The organism is Holdemania filiformis, from assembly GCF_003459085.1.
In the GTDB taxonomy this organism is placed as follows: Bacteria; Bacillota_I; Bacilli_A; order Erysipelotrichales; family Erysipelotrichaceae; genus Holdemania; species Holdemania filiformis.
Window position 1 is genome coordinate 110912 of the sequence record NZ_QRUP01000004.1, and the last position, 16714, is coordinate 127625.

The following is a 16714-nucleotide window of genomic DNA, read 5'->3' on the forward strand; positions in this document are numbered from 1 at the left end:
AGGTTGATAAAGTACAAATTTCCGAAAATTTGTGCAAATACAAACAAGTCCTGCCGGGCTATAATGCTAATGTAATCACAAATAAGTGATGTTGTCAAAGGGAGGAAAAAGAAATGAAGAAAGTAACTCTTTTGGCGTTAGCGGGCGTTATGGCACTGAGCCTGACCGCCTGTTCGCAGAAGCCTGCGGAACAGCCGAAGACCAGCGACGAACCGAAAACCGCGGACGTCAATACCGAAGCAGACGTAATCGTCTTGGGCGCCGGCGGAGCCGGCATGGCGGCGGCGATCACCGCGAAGGAAAACGGTGCGAGCGTTCTCGTGCTGGAAAAAATGCCGATGGTCGGCGGCAACACGCTGATCTCCGGTGCGGAAATGGCCGCTCCGGGCAACTGGCTGCAGGAAAAGGAAGGGATCGAGGATTCCGTCGATCTGTTCTATGAAGACATCATGAAGGGCGGCGACAATATCGCGGATCCGGAAGTCGTCCGGGTTCTGGCTGAAAATGCTCTGAGCGCTGCGGAATGGCTGCGCGACGACGTGCATGTTCAGTTCGAGGATAATATGTTATTCTTCGGCGGTCATTCTGTCAAGCGCAGTCTGGTTCCGCTGAACGCCAGCGGCGTAGAACCGATTCAGAAGTTAAAGGCCAAATGCGACGAGCTGGGCATCGAAATCCAGACCGATACGCCGGCAACCAAACTGATCCAGGACGAAGCAGGCAAAGTGATCGGCGTCGAAGCGCAGCATGACGGCCAGACTCTGACCTACACCGCTCACAACGGCGTGATCATCGCTACCGGCGGCTTTGGCTCCAATCTGGAAATGCGCAAGCAGTACAACCCGATGATGGATGAAAAAATCCTGTCCACCAACAGCGTCGGATCGACGGGCGACGGCATCACGATGGCGGAAGCGATCGGCGCGAAGCTGGTCGACATGGAATGGATCCAGACCTATCCGACCTGCGATGCGGAAACCGGGCGCTTATTGTATGTCGGCGATGTCCGTCTGGACGGCCGTGCGATCTTAGTCAACCTGGAAGGCAAGCGGTTCGTTGAGGAACTGGAACGCCGTGACGTCATCTCCAAAGCGGTCACGGAAACCACCGACGGCTTCTCGTATCTGTTCTGGGATGAAGCTTCGATGGTCGCTTCCGGCGTCCGCGAGCAGCATCAGAACGAATATGATGATCTGATTGAACGCGGCATGTTGGTGAAAGCTGACACGATTGAAGAAGCGGCGGCGCATTTCGGCATCGACGCGGAAAATCTGAAAGCCACAGTTGCGAAGTATAACGAATACTGCGAAAAGGGCAAGGATGAGGAATTCAACAAGCGCGGCGATCTGATCGCTTTCGGCGAAGGTCCTTACTATATCATGAAGTCGATCCCGGCAATCCACCACACGATGGGCGGCATCAAGATTAATCCGGAAGCTCAGGTAGTCAACGTTGAGGGCAACGTCATCGAAAATCTGTATGCGGCTGGCGAAGTGACCGGCGGCATCCACGGCACCAACCGTTTAGGCTCCGATGCGATTGCGGATATCATGGTCTTCGGCCGGATCGCAGGCGCTAACGCGGCAGCGAACAAATAAGCAGAAATTTAAGTTCAGCCGGTATTTTCTGAAAAGAAAACCGGTGATCAAGGAAATCAAAAGCCCCGTACTTTCAGAAATGAAAGCTGCGGGGCTTTTATCTGTTATTCTTCCGCTCCTTGATCAAAGCACTGCCCAGAACCAAGGCATCCATAAAACAGAAACGTGCGGATCCTAACGTTGTTCTCAGCTTTCATCCTGCGCCAGTGTTTCCGCCAGCCTGATAAATTTGAGCATCGCCGAAGTTTTGTATTTTTGTTTATGCCAGAGCAGCGACAGCGAATTTTCAAAACAGAAATCGCTGACGATCACCGGGGCTAAGCGCCGGGCTTCGATCTCCCGCCGGGCCAGCGGCTGAGGCAGGATCGTGACCCCGAGGTTTTGCCGCGCAGCTTCCAGCAGTGCTTCAAGCGAAGAACTTTCCCACCGCGGCTGCACAGACAGACCGGCCTGCGCCAGGGCGGATTGAAGGACTTCAAACGCGCCGCTGCGCCGCTGCCGGAACAACAGCGGATGCGCGGCCAGCTGCCGCAGCGTGATTTCCTGGTGGGCTAACGGATATCTGCAGCCGCAGACCACTTCCTGTTTTTCTCGAATCAGCGGCTGGGTTAGCAGAAAGGCGGAATGCACCGGCCCGCCGGCCACCGCCAGGTCCAATTCATTGTCCAGCAGCTGACGTTCTAGAAATTCCGTGGTATGGATCTGAACCTGGACTTCGATTTCCGGATGGTGATCCTGGAATAAACGCACCCACCGTGGCAGCAGTGAAACCCCGGCATTGACGCTGCCGCCGATCCGCAGCGTGGTTCCGCCCTGCGGCTGGCGGAAACTCTGATCGATCTCCTCGAGCAGCTGCACCAGATGCTGAGCATAGGTCAGCAACGCAAGCCCGTCCGCGGTGATTTTCAGCCGCTGATTCATCCGCTCAAAGAAACGGACACCGTAATGTTCCTCCAGCTCGCGGATCGCGACGCTGACCGTGGGCTGGGACACGGCCAGCTGCTGGGCGGCCTGGGTGATGCTTTCATTTTCCGCCACGGCGATAAAAATCCGGAAATGACGCAGGGTCATGATGATTCCTCCTTAATCCGCTGTTTTTCTTCGATCTGCAATCCCATTTCTTACCTGGATTTCAAGATTCTTGAATTCCGGCCGATGCGAAGCTCAACCAGATGAATCATAGTAAATTCACTATAAACTTGATTTAATTATAGTATTATTCAAAAGCTCTCTCAAGCTCTATAATGGAATCAAAACAGGAGGAATCCACGATGAAAGCTATGAATACATTAATTTTATGCTGCGATCAGCACAATCCGGAAATCACCGGCTGTTACGGCAATGCTGTAGTCGTCACACCCAATCTTGACGCTTTGGCAGCCCGCGGCACTGTTTTTGAAAACGCCTATACCGCGACGCCGATCTGTGTTCCTGCCCGCGCGGCTTTGGCCACCGGCAATTATCCGTTCTGCGGCGGCTATTGGGACAACGCACATCCTTATGCCGGGAAGCAGCCTTCGTGGGGCCACCGGCTGAAAGCGACGGGTGTGGACGTGACGGCCATCGGCAAGCTGCATTTTCAGGATGCCAGCGAGGCGGTATTCCCGGGTCAGCGGATCCCGATGAACGTCAAAGGCGGATTGGGCGATCTGATGACCGCCTGCCGGCAATCCGACGGCACAACGTCCAAACTGCGCGAACAAATCCAGGCTGCAGGCGCCGGGGATTCAGATTATCTGCATTACGACCGGACGATTGCGCAGGCGGCGGCAGACTATCTGAAAACGGAAGCACCGTCCGATCATCCGTGGTGTCTGTACGTCGGATTCACGACGCCCCATTATCCGCTGAAAGCCCCGGAAGAATTTCTGAAGCTCTATGAACCGTTCGATCAATTCCCCATCGATCCCGCCTGGCATGATCCGTCCCGGCTGCATCCGGCCCTGCGGCGGTATAAGGAAACGACTGAAATCGAAGGCCGGCTGATTTCCGATGCACAGCTGCAAAAAGCGATTGCGGCTTATTACGCGATGGTGACGTTTATGGACAGTCAGGTCGGGGTGGTGCTGGACGCGCTGCGGCAAGCCGGACTGGAGGATACGACGCGGATTGTCTATCTGGACGATCACGGCGATTCCGCGGGTGATCATGGCTTGTTCTTCAAATCAACGATGAACGAAGGTTCGGTCCGGATTCCGATGATTCTGGCCGGGCCGGACATTCCGGCGGGCAACCGGGTCGCTGACAATGTGTCGATCATCGACGTGTATCCGACGCTTCTGGACTTTGCCGGTCTGCAGCGGAATGAGCGGGAGCGCAGTCTGCCGGGAATTTCGCTTTGCGAGACGATCCAGGGCCAGACGGATCCGCACCGCTGCATCTACAGCGAATACCATGCCGCCGGTTTTCCCGGCAGCGTCTTTATGCTGAAACGAGATTCCATGAAATTGATCCGTTATTCCGGTTTCGATCGGCCGCAGCTCTTTGATTTAAAGGGCGATCCGAAAGAACAGCGCGACCTGGCTTTGGATCCAGTGTATCAGCCGGTGATTGATGAGCTGGAACAGGCACTGCGCACGATCTGCGATCCCGATGCGCTGAACGAACGCTCGATGCGGGCACAGCGGGAATTGATCGCGGAGAAAGGCGGGCTGGAAGCCATTCTGAAGCAGGGGCTGACGCCATATACCGCCGTGCCGAAGGATTATATAACGCATTCTTGATCCTCTTTTAACATGAAAAAGCGCGGGTTCTCCTTTCCTTGCGGAAGGGGAAGACCCGCGTTTTGATATCGCAAAAATCGAAATGAATCCATTCAATCGTTTATTCTTATAAAGCTAAGCGCCGCTTACAAACGGCTCAGCTCTTTGAGAATTTCCCGCAGCGCCGTCTGCACGTCCTGATCGCTTAACGGCCCCTCCGGCAGTTTGACGACCTGGTCAAAACCGAGAATCTCGGCCTGGGCAACTTGGGTTTCCGCCGGCGTCACTAAAATCGTGAGCATATCCTCATGATGTGCGATTGCCGCGGCCTGCGGCAGGGAGCTGGGGGAGGCCGGCGACAGCGGTTTCTGACGGAAGCAAAGCAAAGCGTCCGCGTGCCGCAGCCGCTCCCGGAAGCCAATCGTCGACATTAACGCCGCGACGCTGTCCTGGCACTTTCCCTGCAGCAGCGCCTGGATCGTATAGCCAAGTCCGTGACCGGCGGCTGCGCCCGGTTCGGCCGCCGCAGAAGTTTGCTTCAGCCAGCGGATTAACGGGGAAGCCGGCACGGTGTTCCGGTATAAGTCCTGGGGATCGCACAACGCGATGAACGTTAAGCCGCGCAGCGTCTTTTTTAATTCCTGGTCGTCCGCCTGAACGATCTCCCCCTGATCGTCAAAGATAAACTTCATGCCTAACGTTTCCAGCATGCTCAATCCGCCGTCCTCCGGACCCAAGGGACTCAGCACAAGATAAAACCGGCGGCAGCCCTGCGTCAGGGCATGAAGAACCATCGTGCCGTAAAGACGCGAATCGGAGAGTCCGTTCAGCTCGGAAAACTCCAGAATCGCATTGTTGCCCCGGACGGCATAACTGATTTTATGCGCGGGCAGAGCGGGATCCGAGGGCAGAGTAACCCGTCGGCAGACCGACTGACCGATCAGCGCGTCGACATAGCCCTGCGCTCCATCGCTTAAATTACAGGAAACCGACTGGCATTGGGAGACCGGCATGAACGTCTGCAGGATCTCGGTAAACGCCCGGGCATTCCAGCCGTTGTCAAAGGGCTCAGCCGCCAGAACTAACCGCGGCCGCAGCGTCTGGCGCAGGAAGAAGCGCCCCTGCAGCTGAACCGGCTGATGATCGTTGGCCATCAGCGTAAACCCTTCTTTAAGAAAGAACGGCAGCGAGGCCAGTAAGACGATCACCTGAAGCTCAAAATGATGATGTTTTTTCGCATAGCGGCGGGCCTGGTGCAGCAGTTCGCTGGACACACCTTCACCCTGATGCTGCTGAACGACCGACAACAAATCGATCTGCCAGCGCTGGGGATCGAGCGCCAGAAGACCGATGATCTGGCCGCCGTCATCCTCCGCCGCAAAGATTTCCCATTGCGGCCGGGGTTTATTCGGCACGACTTCCGAAACGTCCCAGCTGCACGCCTTGACGCAGGTCTGCCGCGGAACGCGCAGCATTCGCCGGCTGGAATCGAAGAACTCTTGAATCTGCTGCCGCTGACCGGCAGGGTTATGACGGATTTTCATGATCTACCTCTTTTGGCTGTTATTTCCATTCTATCATAATCCGGACTCGGGGAAAATGTTCTTGACAGCGCTTTCAGAAAAATACCGGATTTTCTCATCGTTCGCGATCAATGGATTGATTTCGTTTCAGCCAGGCTGTCCATTCTTCCTGCAGCCGCCGGGGGGCCTGGCGAATACTTTCCTGTTTGCTCATGGAGGGTTTCTGCAGCACAAGCACATCGCGGAAGCCCGCTTCCAGCAGCGCTGTTTTCGCGATCCCCAGCTGGCCGCATACCGCCAGCACCGGCACGTTTGCCGTTTGGGCATGGTGCAGGATGCCTAAGGGAACCTTGCCCTGCAGACTCTGCGAGTCGATCCGGCCTTCGCCGGTGATGATCAGGTCGGCGTGGGTCAGCTGTTCGTCTAACCGCATCCAATGCAAAAGCTGTTCCAGTCCGCTGCGGATTTCACAGCGAAACACTCCTTTTAACATCAAACCGCAGGCGCCGGCGGCGCCCAAGCCCGGCTGCGCGGCGAGGGAACAGTTCTGCCAGGTCTCCACTTTGCGCGTCAGCTGTTCGGTATTGTGGTCCAGCTGCGCGATCAGCGCCTCGTCCGCACCCTTTTGGCGGGCGAAGACTTGAGCCGCGCCGTTGGTTCCGAATAAAGGATTGGTGACGTCGCACAGACAGATCAGCCTTGCGCCGGAATTGAATAACTCGCAGTCAGAAAGATCGATTGCTTCAATTTGATCCAGCGTCGCTCCGGTAGGCAGGAAGGCTTTTCCCTGATGGAAAAACCGCACGCCCAGCGCCGCTGCGATTCCACAGCCGCCATCGTGCGTGCCGCTGCCGCCTAAGCCGAGATAAATCGTTTGGCATCCCGCGTCCAGGGCAGCCTTGATTTGTAAGCCTGTGCCGTAAGTCGTCGCCAGCGCCGGATTGCGGGGATGACATAAACCCAAGCCGCTGCACTGCGCCAGTTCGATGACCGCTTCCGCTCCTCTCCGGGCCCAGGCCGCAGTCAAAGGCTGCCGCTGCGGATCGCAGAAGGTTCCTTCCTGACGGAGAAATCCGCCGTTTTTTACAACGGCTTCGACTAAGCCTTCGCCCCCGTCGCTGATCGGCAGCACGGTTACCTCCACTTCCGGAAAAAGCTTGCGCGTGGTGACGGCAATGCGTTTGCCGATTTCGCTGCTGGACATACAACCTTTAAAGGAGTCGGATGCGACGATAATTTTCTTCATGATGGACCTCGCTTTTCTTATTGAATTTTTATTTATCCGTTTGCCTCTGTGCGAGCCATTCGGTTTTTAACAGCCGGTATTCGACCCGGTTTTTTAGTCTTCCCTCATGCCATACGCAATGGACATGCTCGGCTTCTTTGATCATCCCGCATTTCTGCATTACTTTTTCAGATCCGATATTTTCTTTGATACATCCTGCGGAAAGTCGGATAACGTTATCCTCCAGGAATGCGAATTGGATTACGCGATTTAAGGCCTCGCTCGCATATCCCTGATTCCAAAAAAGAGGCAATAAAAAATAACCGACGTCCGCAAGTTTGCCTAACGGCGTATTCTGCTTAATTGTGTAACCGATACTCCCCAACACCTCGGCGGTTGCTTTAGATTCAATATGGAAAAAAACGGTTTGCCGTTCAACTGCCTTCTGATCCCGCAGGCATTTCTGAAGATCAGCCTGCGCTTGTTCCAGCGAGCTTAGACGCATGCCCGGCAGATAAAACATTGTCTGGGGATCACTTTTCAGTTTTAAGATTGCCTGACTATCTTCAGCTGTATAATCCCTCAGGATCATTCGTTTTGTTTCCAGTCGAAGCATGACTATTCCTCCTTAAGGTTTAATTTCCAGCACGTTCTTTTTTTGATTATATCATTTTTTTATTCTTCACTAAATTCGATCTTGCCTTATCGAAACATTATTCTCGTATTTATGTTTGTTTTGATCATGTGCAGCCCAACGAATGCGTTTAAAATTCAGGCGTATCAGTAGGCAGAAATAAGAAAAACGGGTATGATAAAGCTAATCAGAGAAAAATGAAAGAAAGGACGAACAACTATGGAAAAAGCCTACGATTTTAAACTTAACGACAGCGAGGGCAACGAAGTTGCGCTGCACGACTTTTTAGGCCAGAAGGTCGTCGTTTATTTTTATCCCAAAGACAGCACGCCAGGCTGCACGAAGCAGGCCTGCAGCTACCGTGATCATTTCACGGAACTGGCCGCACGGAATCTCAAGGTGATCGGCATCTCCAAAGACTCCGCGACATCTCATCAGAAATTCATCGCCAAGCAGAGCCTGAATTTTACGCTGCTTTCCGATCCTGACCACATCGCGATCGAAGCCTACGGCGTCTGGCAGGAAAAGATGATGTATGGCAAAAAGGTGATGGGGGTGGCGCGCACGACGTTCGTGATCGACGAGCAGGGAAACATCCTGAAACGTTTTGATAAAGTGAAGCCCGATCAGGATGTCGCGCAGGTGCTGGCGTTCATCGACGGATTGGAAGGACAGAATTAAATTTCCAATTCCGATTTTTATAACTTTCATCAGGATAACCGGTCTGGAACAATTTTGATTTCAGACTTTTTAAGTCGCTTCAGGTATGAAAAAGGCGTCGTTTTCAGCATAATTAAATAAGCAGGAAAATAACGGAAATGTAAGCGCTGTGATCATTTCTGTGACGAACATTGTCGAAATTAAAAAAATAAGGATATTATTCATTTCATCATATTCACTTTTCCTAAAACATAGTATAATGATGATAAGCAAAGGAACAGGATGGGTGAGCAGGATGAATAAGAAACAAACAAAGATCATCGGCAATACGCTGGTGGAAGAATATGCCGTGCCGCTGAAAGCAGAGGAAAACGCGACGCTGCAGCTGTTGGAGTACGCTGACCGGATTGCGAATTTAGACGCGTTCATTGTGGATTATATTCGGCTGGAAGAACTTCAGATGTATTCGGAGGACCGGGGTATTCCAGTCTATACCGATGTGGAAAGTCTGGCGATCGTCAAGCATGATCTGGCGAAAGAGTCGATCCGCACATGTTTAGTTAAGGGGTTCTACATGAACATTGATTTGTCGGTCATCGTCGATATGCAGTCAAAGACGATCCGCTTTAACCGCAGCCGGTTCAGCACGCTGAACACCGACGACATCATCGCCGCGGTGGCCGGGACGCCGCAGCTGTAATCAGTAAAACAGGACATTTCTGAAAGGAGATGTCTTTTCTTTTTGCGTGAAAAAAGGTAAACTAAGCGCTGGATAAAGGAGGAATCGCCTGTGGAAACAATGGAATTAAAAACCGCGATTCTGCACAGCCTGGATATGAATCTGGGGATGCCGGTGGTATCGCAGGTGGAATTGGAACCGACGGATTTTTTGAATACCTATCTGGAAAAACGGCTGCAGCGTCTGGCCGGCAGCGAACATTGCCGCACCAGCACGACGGCCAGCATCGGCGGGGTCAGTCTGGATGAGGTGCTGAAAGCCTCGGACTGGCAGGCATTTTATGAATTTACGCTGCAGCTGCTGGAAAAGCTGTTCAACTACCGCCAAAGCAACGGCGGTCAGAGCGCGGACGTCCTGTTCGCGCTGCTGGAAATCGACCGGCATTTAAGCTTATATGTCGGAATTCTGGATTACCGCAGCTCGCTGATTCATCATCTCAGCCAGGATGAGCGTCAGACCCGGCTGGAGCTGGTTGAGTATCAGACGACGCTGCCCGGCGCGTCGGCAGGGGTAAGCTTCGAGTTCTGCACCGATCTGTTCACCGGGCTGACGCAGCTGATCGAGAAGAAGGAAAAAGGCTTTACACCGCTTTCAGAGCTGCTGCTGAACCAACAATTTGAAATGACGCCGAAGGAGAAGATCAAGGCGGCGCAGAAAATCGTGCAGGAAATTCATCCCAGCGACGATCTCACCGAAATGAACCGTCGGGTCGAATTCAAACAGAAAGTCGCGGAATCGCTGCAGGAAAAAGAGGAAGTCAACCTGGAAGAAGTCTTTGAGGAAATCTATGTCGACGATCCTTCAACGCTGTTTGAAGCAAAAGCGAAGCTGCAGGACCGCGGTCTGGATCAGCAGCGGATGGTCGTGACCAGCTCCGCCTACGACGCCAAGCTGAAAAAGCAGAAGCTGGTGACGGACAGCGGGATATCGATCGTCTTGCCGATCGATTATATGCACGATCAGAGCCATGTGGAATTCATCACCAATCCCGACGGCAGTCTGTCCATTCTGCTGAAAAACATCACGCATATCTATGATAAATAAAAGCGAAGGACGCCGGAACTAACCTCGGCTTGGAAAAATGCAGGGCAGAAGGGATTCAAGATGAATCCCCGGATCATTTCAGCCGGCCTTTTCCGGGCTGGCGGCGAGGGTCGTTCAAGGTTGAAACAGGGATAAATGTAAAAAGTTACACTGCGAAATGTAAAAATTCTCTTTTGATCGGAAACATGGCGATTTCCGTCTTGACAACCGATTCAGTTTCGCTTAAACTGAATCCATATTCAAAATTCAGTGAACAGGAGAGTAGCTTAAGATATCCATCAGCGAGCCAAAACAGAGTGAAAGTTTGGCGGCACTGTCGAAAGCGAAGCGCACCTGGGAGAAGTTCAGATGAAAAAAGTAGTCTGAAACGTGAGTCTGCGTTAACGAACGAGGGGGTCGGAACAGTGGTTTCCGGCAACTAGGGTGGTACCGCGATGTGAGTCGTTCCTAGATTGGAGGAACGGCTTTTTTGTTTGGAAAAGAGGGGTAATATGAGAAAGATGAAAAACACGTTGATCCTGGCCGTTATGATTTTCTGCCTGTGGATCACAACCGGATTGTCGCTGGCGGCTGAGGAGGAACAGCCGGCTCAAGGCAATCCCGCCAACCGGCTGGAGGAAATCCTGCAGCGGGGCAAACTGATCGTCGCGACGTCGCCGGACTTTGCACCGCAGGAGTTTATCGACGATTCCAAGAAGGGGCAGGAGCAGTATGTCGGCTCGGATATCCTGATGGCGCAGTATATTGCCGATCAATTGGGCGTCGAGCTGGAAATTCAGGCGATGGACTTCGCGATGGTGCTCAGCTCGGTTGATCTGGGCGAAAGCGACATGGCGATCAGCGGCTTCGGCTGGAAGGAAGACCGCGAGGATTCCTTTGAATTATCCGACGGGTTTAACAAAACCGGAGAAGCGGCCTGTCAGGGGCTGATGATTCGCCGCGCGGATGCGGAGAAGTATCCGGATCTGGCCAGCTTCGACGGAAAACTGATCGCGGCGCAGGCCGGCTCGCTGCAGGAAAACTATGTGCAGACCCAGCTGCCGCAGGCAACGCTGGAAACGATTACGTCGATGGACATCGGCATCCTGAGCTTAACTACCAACAAGGTGGATGCGCTGGCTTCCGACTGCGACGTGGCCAAAGGCTATGTATCCAAGGACAATTCGCTGATCTTAGCGGATGCGCGCTTCGATACGACGCTGGAAGATCAGCACGCCGGCAACGTACTCGCCGTCAAAAAAGGCGAAACCGAGCTGATTGCCGCGATCAACAACATTATTGCGGATATTAACGAAAAGGGTCTGTACGAACAATGGAAAAACGAAGCCAAGACGCTGGCTTCCAAGCTGGGCATTGAATTCGACGGCTCCGAAGGCGTGGCGAAGAAGTCGCCGGGCGTCATCCAGGTCTTCCAGGAGAATTCCGGCATCTTCATGAGCGGCTTGTGGGAAACCTTGAAGCTGGCGGCAATCACCGTCTTCTTCGGTACGATTTTCGGGGCGCTGATCGCGATTATCAAGCTGTCGAAAAATCCGCTGCTGAAATTCATCACGGCGGTGTATGTGGAAGTGCTGCGCGGCACGCCGATTCTCGTCCAGCTGTATATCTTCCGCTTCTTCTTGCCGATGGCCTTCCCGTGGCTGAACCTGTCGAAATATGCCTGCGTCGTTATCGCGCTGGTCTTCAACAGCTCCGCCTATGTTGCGGAAATTATCCGTTCCGGCATCCAGGCCGTGGACAAGGGCCAGAGTGAGGCGGCCAAGAGTCTGGGCATGTCCAACCGGCACATGATGATGAAAATCATTCTGCCGCAGGCGGTCAAGAATATTCTGCCGGCGCTGGGCAACGAGTTTGTCACGATGATCAAGGAAACCTCGCTGGCTTCCACCTTCTATATCGGTGAACTGATGTATACGCGGACGCTGTTAATGAGCACGAAGTTCTATGCCTGGCAGCCGCTGATCATCATCGCCGCGATCTACTTCGTCGTGACCTTCGTCTTGTCGAAGGGCATTCAATATATGGAAAAGAGGATGAGCGTCAGTGATTAATGCAGGAGAAAAATTAATTGAAGTTAAAGATCTGAAAAAGAATTTCGGATCGTTGGAAGTTTTAAAAGGAATCAACGAAACAATTCATAAGGGCGAGGTCGTTTCGATCATCGGCCCGTCCGGCAGCGGCAAGTCGACGTTTCTGCGGTGTCTGAACCTGCTGGAAAAGCCGACCAGCGGCCAGGTTATCTTTGAAGGTGTGGACATCGCCGACAAAAAGATCAACATTGATCACCATCGTCAGAAGATCGGCATGGTGTTCCAGCACTTCAACGTTTTCCCGCATTTAACCGTGCTGGAAAATATCACGATCACCCCGACGCTGGAAAAGAAGGTTCCGCAGAAGGAAGCTGAAGAAAAAGCGATGAAGCTGCTGAAGCAGGTCGGTCTGGAGGACAAGGCGCAGGAATATCCGCGCAAGCTCTCCGGCGGTCAGAAGCAGCGGCTGGCAATCGTGCGGGCGATGGCGATGGAGCCGGACGTCATGTTGTTCGACGAACCGACCTCAGCGCTCGATCCGGAAATGGTCAAGGATGTTCTGGAGGTTATCCAGCAGCTGGCCGAAGGCGGCATGACGTGCGTGATCGTTACGCATGAAATGGGCTTTGCCCGTTCAGTCAGCGACCGCGTGCTGTTTATGGATGAGGGCGTGATCGCCGAACAGGGCAGCCCGGCGGAAATCTTCGATCACCCGACGCATCCGCGGACGATTGAATTCCTGAGCAAAGTGCTTTAAGAAACAGACGTTTCTGACAGGATCAGGACAAGGCCTGGGGCAAACCGGAAAAAAAGGAATACCCCGCAGCCGCTAAGACGAAACTAAAATCGGAGGTGCCTCAATGAAAACAACCTTTCAGTACGATCATTACTATACTTATTCCGAGCTGACCGAAGCGCTGCAGACGCTGGTCAAAAACCATCCGGATTTACTCACGATGGAATCAATCTGCAAGAGTGAAAAGGGCCGCGACGTGTGGGCGCTGACGCTGACCCAAAAGCAGACGGGCGATCCGCTGGCAAAGCCGGCGTTCTATATCGACGCCAATACGCATGCCGGGGAAGTGACCGGTTCGATGGCGGCGCTGCATACGCTCGACGTCTTATGCACCAACTATGGCGAAGACGCGCAGCTGACGCGGCTGGCGGACACCCTGACGTTCTATGTCATTCCGCGGATCAGCGTGGACGGCAGCGAGGTGTATCTGACTTCGCCGTATGACCTGCGTTCCGCCGACCGGCCGTATCTGACGCCCGTGCAGCAGCCGGGTTTGGTGCCGGAAGACATGGATCAGGACGGCGTGATCCGGATGATGCGGATTAAGGACAAGCATGGCGCCTGGAAGATCAGCAAGGCACACCCGCAGTTAATGGAAAAGCGCAAGCCGGACGAGCGGGAAGGCGAGTTCTACACAGTCGTCAGCGAAGGCGTGCTGAAGGGCGCCAACGGCAATGAGATTCAGCCGGCTCCCACGTTATGGGGATTGGACTTCAACCGGAATTATCCGTTCGGTTGGTTCCATGAATCCCGCCAGGCCGGGGCCGGGGCTTATCCGTTAAGCAATCCGGAAAATAAAGCGGTGGTGGATTTTGTTTTAGCCCATCACAACATCGGCGCGGTCGCCACGCATCATACCAGCGGCGGCGTGATTCTGTATCCGCCGGGAACCCGCCCGGAAAAGAGCGCGGATCCTGACGATATGCGCCGGCTGCGCGAGATCGCGGCGATGGCGACGGAAGAAATGGGCTATCCGGCGATCAATATTTTCGATCATTTCATGACGGATCAGGAAAATTATTCTTCCGGCGCGTTTGACGACTGGTGTTTCCAGGATCAGGGCATTCCTGCCTATACGCTGGAGCTGTGGAATCTGTTGGAACGAGCCGGCTGCAAGATCGACTGGGACCGCCGCGACGCCAAGAGCGAAGCGGAATGTCTGGACACGATGGCGAAGGTGCTGGCATGGTGCGCGGAAAACGCTCCGGAAAGCATGGAAGCGTGGACGCCGTATCAACATCCGCAGCTGGGACTGGTCGAAATCGGTGGCCTGAATCTGAAATTCACAGAGGAAAACTGTCCGAATGCCTTCTTATTGCAGGAAGTGGAAAAAACGACGAAGTTCTGTCTGCGCTACGCTCAGTCGCTGCCGCAGCTGGCGATCGACAAGACAAACGTGAACTGGCTGGGCGCGGATCTGGCGGAAGTGACCGTCACGATTTCTAACGACGGCTATCTGCCGACCTATTTAAGCCGGGAAGCAAAGCTTCTGGGCACGGCCAGACCGGTCAAGGTTTCGCTGCAGGGGCAGATTGAGAGCTTCATCGCCGGGCATGCGATTATGGAAATCGGCGATCTGGAAGGCTATTCCGGCGTCAACGCCGAGTATCGTTCCTGTGAAGTCACCACCGGCGCTCACGCGCCGCTGACGCACACTCTGCGCTGGCTGGTGCAGGCGCGCAAGGGTGCGGAAATCACGATTACCGCGTTCCAGCCGAAAGCCGGCCGTGCAGTCGTGAAGCTTGTGTTGTAAATGGACGCGGACTTGATTTAAAAATCAGAAGCAACAGGGGAAATTGACGGGATCACCGCCGATTTCTCCTGTTTTCTTTTAGCGATTGGATTGCTTGATGATTTCGTTGCAAGAAATTGGATCTGTGATAAGATTAAAAGAATCAGGAAGGATGAGTTCATGAAACAAATCAAAAAAGAACCGCAGGCCCCGCGCCTGCCGCTGGCATTAGATCCCGTTGTGCTGACGTCCGCGCTGGCCGCTCAGGAAAAATTGATCGGCTTGGAAATCAACGACGATCTGTGGCCGGAGGAAAAAGCGCTGGGGAAGGAATTCAGCGAGTGCCGGCTGACGAAAGTGACAATGGCGGCGATCAGCGAGAAAAATTATTTTGTCGACGTGATTTTCGATCATTGCGATTTTTCCAACTGTCAGCTGAGTGAAAGCACGCTGCGGCGGGTTGTGTTCGATCATTGCCGCATGACCGGCGCGGATTTGTCGCGCTGCGTGCTGCAGGACGTCGTATTTCTCAACTGTGCGCTCGATTATTCCAACTTCGCGTTTTCCAGCTTTAAGAGCTGCCGCTTTGCGGACTGCATCTGCACGCAGTCTTCGTTCAGCGAGGGGAAGTTTACCGCCTTTGAAATCCAGCGGTGCAAGCTGGATGAAAGTGAGTTTTTCCACAGTCATCTTAACGGCGTCGACCTGTCGACCTGTACGATTGAAGGCATCGCGCTGTGCGGGGATGAGCTAAAGGGCGTGATCGTCAATCCGTCGCAGGCAGTGGATCTGGCCCGGGTTCTGGGGATTGTCATCAAGGAAGAATAAAGAAACTTTCGGCTTACACAAATATTTCACAATTCATCCATGTTCCTCACACATGAGGGGGATATAATGTAGACAATCAAATGAGAGTTTGATTAATTTCTTTCCCCCGTTAAGCCAGACTCCCTGGCAATAGAAAAATCATTCCTGATGGAATGGAAATAGAAAGGCGCCCGGTAAGCGAATTTCTATTTTTTTTGCTTTCATTTTACTTTTATTGAGAAATAGGCTGTTGCGGTCAGCGGCGGATGAAAGAATTCCGGCGGTTGCCTCTTTCGATTCGCGCGTCTGTTTTCTGGAAATGAAAAAGCTCAGAAGATCAACAGGTGATTCTTTTTCGATCGCTGTCATCATCAAGTCCGGGCGGGGGAGAATTGGGCCGTGATAAAACGGGGGCTTTTCGGACGGGTGACGAAACTGTAAGTTGGCTGTAAGCTCAAACGATGGAGGATTGTGGTCAACTCTCTTATAATGAAGCCAGAAATCAAGGAGGAAAGGCTTCATGAAAAAAAGAACAGGATGGCTGCTCATCAGTTTAGGCCTGGCGGCAGGCTTGCTTTGGTGGTTTAAAAAACAAAAGGAAGCGGATGATGATGATTAAGAATCTGCGCTGGCTTGCCGCGATGATGTTCGTTTTCGGCGGCATGAGTCTTTGCCTTTTGGATCGGTACAATCCGATGCTGAATTTGATCACGGATATTCTGCACCAGGGCAGCCGGCTGATGCTTCGCTGAACTGCCGCGGCTGAAGCACCAATGCGGTCACGGCGTCCGGGCTTAAATCCACTGCGAAATCGGGACTGGCTATCCAGTCCTTTTCAATTTTTCCTCTCCCGAGATCAGGATGTAATCCGCGGGACAGCGGATCGTTAGGAAATCGGAATAATTATTTTTCAGGCTGAAATATAATTTCAGTTCCGGCGCCGCGGGAACACAAATCCGATCAATCTTTGTAGCCCTTAAGCCTAAGTTCTAAGGATGGAGTAAAACAGGCTTATTTGAGGGAATTATTACCATAGTCGAACGAGTTTCGTCCCGGAAAGAGATTGCGGTTCCGATGACCCTATGCTAAAATTATTATAATAGATATCAGGCAGAGATAAAAACACTCCCCTAATTCTTTAAGCAGTTCAGACAACTGGTTGGAAATCTTAAAATTAACAATTCGTTTTCGATTTCTGGCGACAGTCCAAGCAAGGCGGATGAA

Annotated in this window: 15 protein-coding genes and 1 other annotated feature; of the genes, 10 read left to right on the forward strand and 5 right to left on the reverse strand. The window is 53.0% G+C overall.

The window, feature by feature from the left end:
* Positions 1-113 precede the first annotated feature (113 nt).
* Positions 114-1598 carry an FAD-dependent oxidoreductase gene (locus tag DWY25_RS04930; RefSeq protein WP_117894308.1) on the forward strand — a complete coding sequence of 495 codons (1485 nt, stop codon included), beginning with the start codon at positions 114-116 and terminating at the stop codon, positions 1596-1598.
* 186 nt (positions 1599-1784) lie between these two features.
* Here DWY25_RS04930 and DWY25_RS04935 read toward each other — a convergent pair whose 3' ends face one another.
* On the reverse strand, positions 1785-2669 hold the full coding sequence (locus tag DWY25_RS04935; RefSeq protein WP_117894309.1) for a LysR family transcriptional regulator: 885 nt from the start codon (positions 2667-2669) through the stop codon (positions 1785-1787).
* Between the two features lie 200 nt (positions 2670-2869).
* On the opposite strand from DWY25_RS04935, the gene DWY25_RS04940 reads away from it, so the two are divergent.
* Entirely contained in the window at positions 2870-4321 is a 1452-nt protein-coding gene (locus DWY25_RS04940) for a sulfatase family protein (protein ID WP_181981701.1), read from the forward strand.
* A gap of 125 nt (positions 4322-4446) precedes the next feature.
* On the opposite strand, the gene DWY25_RS04945 is transcribed toward DWY25_RS04940, so the two are convergent.
* From DWY25_RS04945 to DWY25_RS04955, 3 genes are all read right to left on the reverse strand, one after another.
* Positions 4447-5844, reverse strand: coding sequence for a GNAT family N-acetyltransferase (locus DWY25_RS04945; RefSeq protein WP_117894311.1), 1398 nt, complete (start codon positions 5842-5844; stop codon positions 4447-4449).
* Positions 5845-5938: 94 nt separating this feature from the next.
* On the reverse strand, positions 5939-7069 hold the full coding sequence (locus tag DWY25_RS04950) for a glycerate kinase (RefSeq protein ID WP_117894312.1): 1131 nt from the start codon (positions 7067-7069) through the stop codon (positions 5939-5941).
* A 28-nt stretch (positions 7070-7097) separates the two neighbouring features.
* Positions 7098-7664 carry a GNAT family N-acetyltransferase gene (locus tag DWY25_RS04955; protein ID WP_117894313.1) on the reverse strand — a complete coding sequence of 189 codons (567 nt, stop codon included), beginning with the start codon at positions 7662-7664 and terminating at the stop codon, positions 7098-7100.
* A 237-nt stretch (positions 7665-7901) separates the two neighbouring features.
* On the opposite strand from DWY25_RS04955, the gene bcp reads away from it, so the two are divergent.
* The 7 genes from bcp to DWY25_RS04990 all read left to right on the forward strand — a co-directional run bounded on the left by bcp (position 7902) and on the right by DWY25_RS04990 (position 15511).
* Positions 7902-8363 (forward strand): thioredoxin-dependent thiol peroxidase, encoded by a 462-nt coding sequence (gene bcp / locus DWY25_RS04960; RefSeq protein WP_117894314.1) that lies wholly within the window; start codon positions 7902-7904, stop codon positions 8361-8363.
* Positions 8364-8637: 274 nt separating this feature from the next.
* Positions 8638-9042 (forward strand): hypothetical protein, encoded by a 405-nt coding sequence (locus DWY25_RS04965; protein ID WP_117894315.1) that lies wholly within the window; start codon positions 8638-8640, stop codon positions 9040-9042.
* Positions 9043-9141: 99 nt separating this feature from the next.
* Positions 9142-10125, forward strand: a complete 984-nt coding sequence (locus DWY25_RS04970; protein ID WP_006057705.1) for a nucleoid-associated protein — start codon at positions 9142-9144, stop codon at positions 10123-10125.
* Between the two features lie 240 nt (positions 10126-10365).
* Positions 10366-10577, forward strand: a binding site (T-box leader).
* A 39-nt stretch (positions 10578-10616) separates the two neighbouring features.
* Positions 10617-12176, forward strand: coding sequence for an ABC transporter substrate-binding protein/permease (locus DWY25_RS04975; RefSeq protein ID WP_117894316.1), 1560 nt, complete (start codon positions 10617-10619; stop codon positions 12174-12176).
* The gene (locus DWY25_RS04980; protein ID WP_117894317.1) at positions 12169-12912 is read left to right on the forward strand and encodes an amino acid ABC transporter ATP-binding protein; all 744 of its coding nucleotides are present in this window, start codon (positions 12169-12171) and stop codon (positions 12910-12912) included. The genes DWY25_RS04975 and DWY25_RS04980 overlap by 8 nt, the downstream gene beginning before the upstream one ends.
* Positions 12913-13015: 103 nt before the next feature.
* Complete coding sequence (locus tag DWY25_RS04985) at positions 13016-14704, forward strand: M14 family metallopeptidase (protein ID WP_117894318.1); 1689 nt, start codon at positions 13016-13018, stop codon at positions 14702-14704.
* A gap of 159 nt (positions 14705-14863) precedes the next feature.
* Positions 14864-15511: a pentapeptide repeat-containing protein gene (locus tag DWY25_RS04990; RefSeq protein WP_117894319.1), complete on the forward strand. Its 648-nt coding sequence runs from the start codon at positions 14864-14866 to the stop codon at positions 15509-15511.
* A gap of 138 nt (positions 15512-15649) precedes the next feature.
* On the opposite strand, the gene DWY25_RS17600 is transcribed toward DWY25_RS04990, so the two are convergent.
* Positions 15650-15859 (reverse strand): hypothetical protein, encoded by a 210-nt coding sequence (locus DWY25_RS17600; RefSeq protein ID WP_147336663.1) that lies wholly within the window; start codon positions 15857-15859, stop codon positions 15650-15652.
* Positions 15860-16098: 239 nt separating this feature from the next.
* Here DWY25_RS17600 and DWY25_RS17695 point away from each other — a divergent pair, with 239 nt between their 5' ends.
* On the forward strand, positions 16099-16242 hold the full coding sequence (locus DWY25_RS17695; protein ID WP_156788820.1) for a hypothetical protein: 144 nt from the start codon (positions 16099-16101) through the stop codon (positions 16240-16242).
* The last annotated feature ends 472 nt before the right edge of the window (positions 16243-16714 follow it).

What these genes read in the sequence shown, in the direction of transcription:
- DWY25_RS04930 (WP_117894308.1), top strand. Translation starts at nt 114, where the DNA reads ATGAAGAAAGTAACTCTTTTGGCGTTAGCGGGCGTTATGGCACTGAGC.
- DWY25_RS04935 (WP_117894309.1), bottom strand. Translation starts at nt 2,669, where the DNA reads ATGACCCTGCGTCATTTCCGGATTTTTATCGCCGTGGCGGAAAATGAA.
- DWY25_RS04940 (WP_181981701.1), top strand. Translation starts at nt 2,870, where the DNA reads ATGAAAGCTATGAATACATTAATTTTATGCTGCGATCAGCACAATCCG.
- DWY25_RS04945 (WP_117894311.1), bottom strand. Translation starts at nt 5,844, where the DNA reads ATGAAAATCCGTCATAACCCTGCCGGTCAGCGGCAGCAGATTCAAGAG.
- DWY25_RS04950 (WP_117894312.1), bottom strand. Translation starts at nt 7,069, where the DNA reads ATGAAGAAAATTATCGTCGCATCCGACTCCTTTAAAGGTTGTATGTCC.
- DWY25_RS04955 (WP_117894313.1), bottom strand. Translation starts at nt 7,664, where the DNA reads ATGCTTCGACTGGAAACAAAACGAATGATCCTGAGGGATTATACAGCT.
- bcp (WP_117894314.1), top strand. Translation starts at nt 7,902, where the DNA reads ATGGAAAAAGCCTACGATTTTAAACTTAACGACAGCGAGGGCAACGAA.
- DWY25_RS04965 (WP_117894315.1), top strand. Translation starts at nt 8,638, where the DNA reads ATGAATAAGAAACAAACAAAGATCATCGGCAATACGCTGGTGGAAGAA.
- DWY25_RS04970 (WP_006057705.1), top strand. Translation starts at nt 9,142, where the DNA reads ATGGAATTAAAAACCGCGATTCTGCACAGCCTGGATATGAATCTGGGG.
- DWY25_RS04975 (WP_117894316.1), top strand. Translation starts at nt 10,617, where the DNA reads ATGAGAAAGATGAAAAACACGTTGATCCTGGCCGTTATGATTTTCTGC.
- DWY25_RS04985 (WP_117894318.1), top strand. Translation starts at nt 13,016, where the DNA reads ATGAAAACAACCTTTCAGTACGATCATTACTATACTTATTCCGAGCTG.
- DWY25_RS04990 (WP_117894319.1), top strand. Translation starts at nt 14,864, where the DNA reads ATGAAACAAATCAAAAAAGAACCGCAGGCCCCGCGCCTGCCGCTGGCA.
- DWY25_RS17600 (WP_147336663.1), bottom strand. Translation starts at nt 15,859, where the DNA reads ATGACAGCGATCGAAAAAGAATCACCTGTTGATCTTCTGAGCTTTTTC.
- DWY25_RS17695 (WP_156788820.1), top strand. Translation starts at nt 16,099, where the DNA reads ATGATGATTAAGAATCTGCGCTGGCTTGCCGCGATGATGTTCGTTTTC.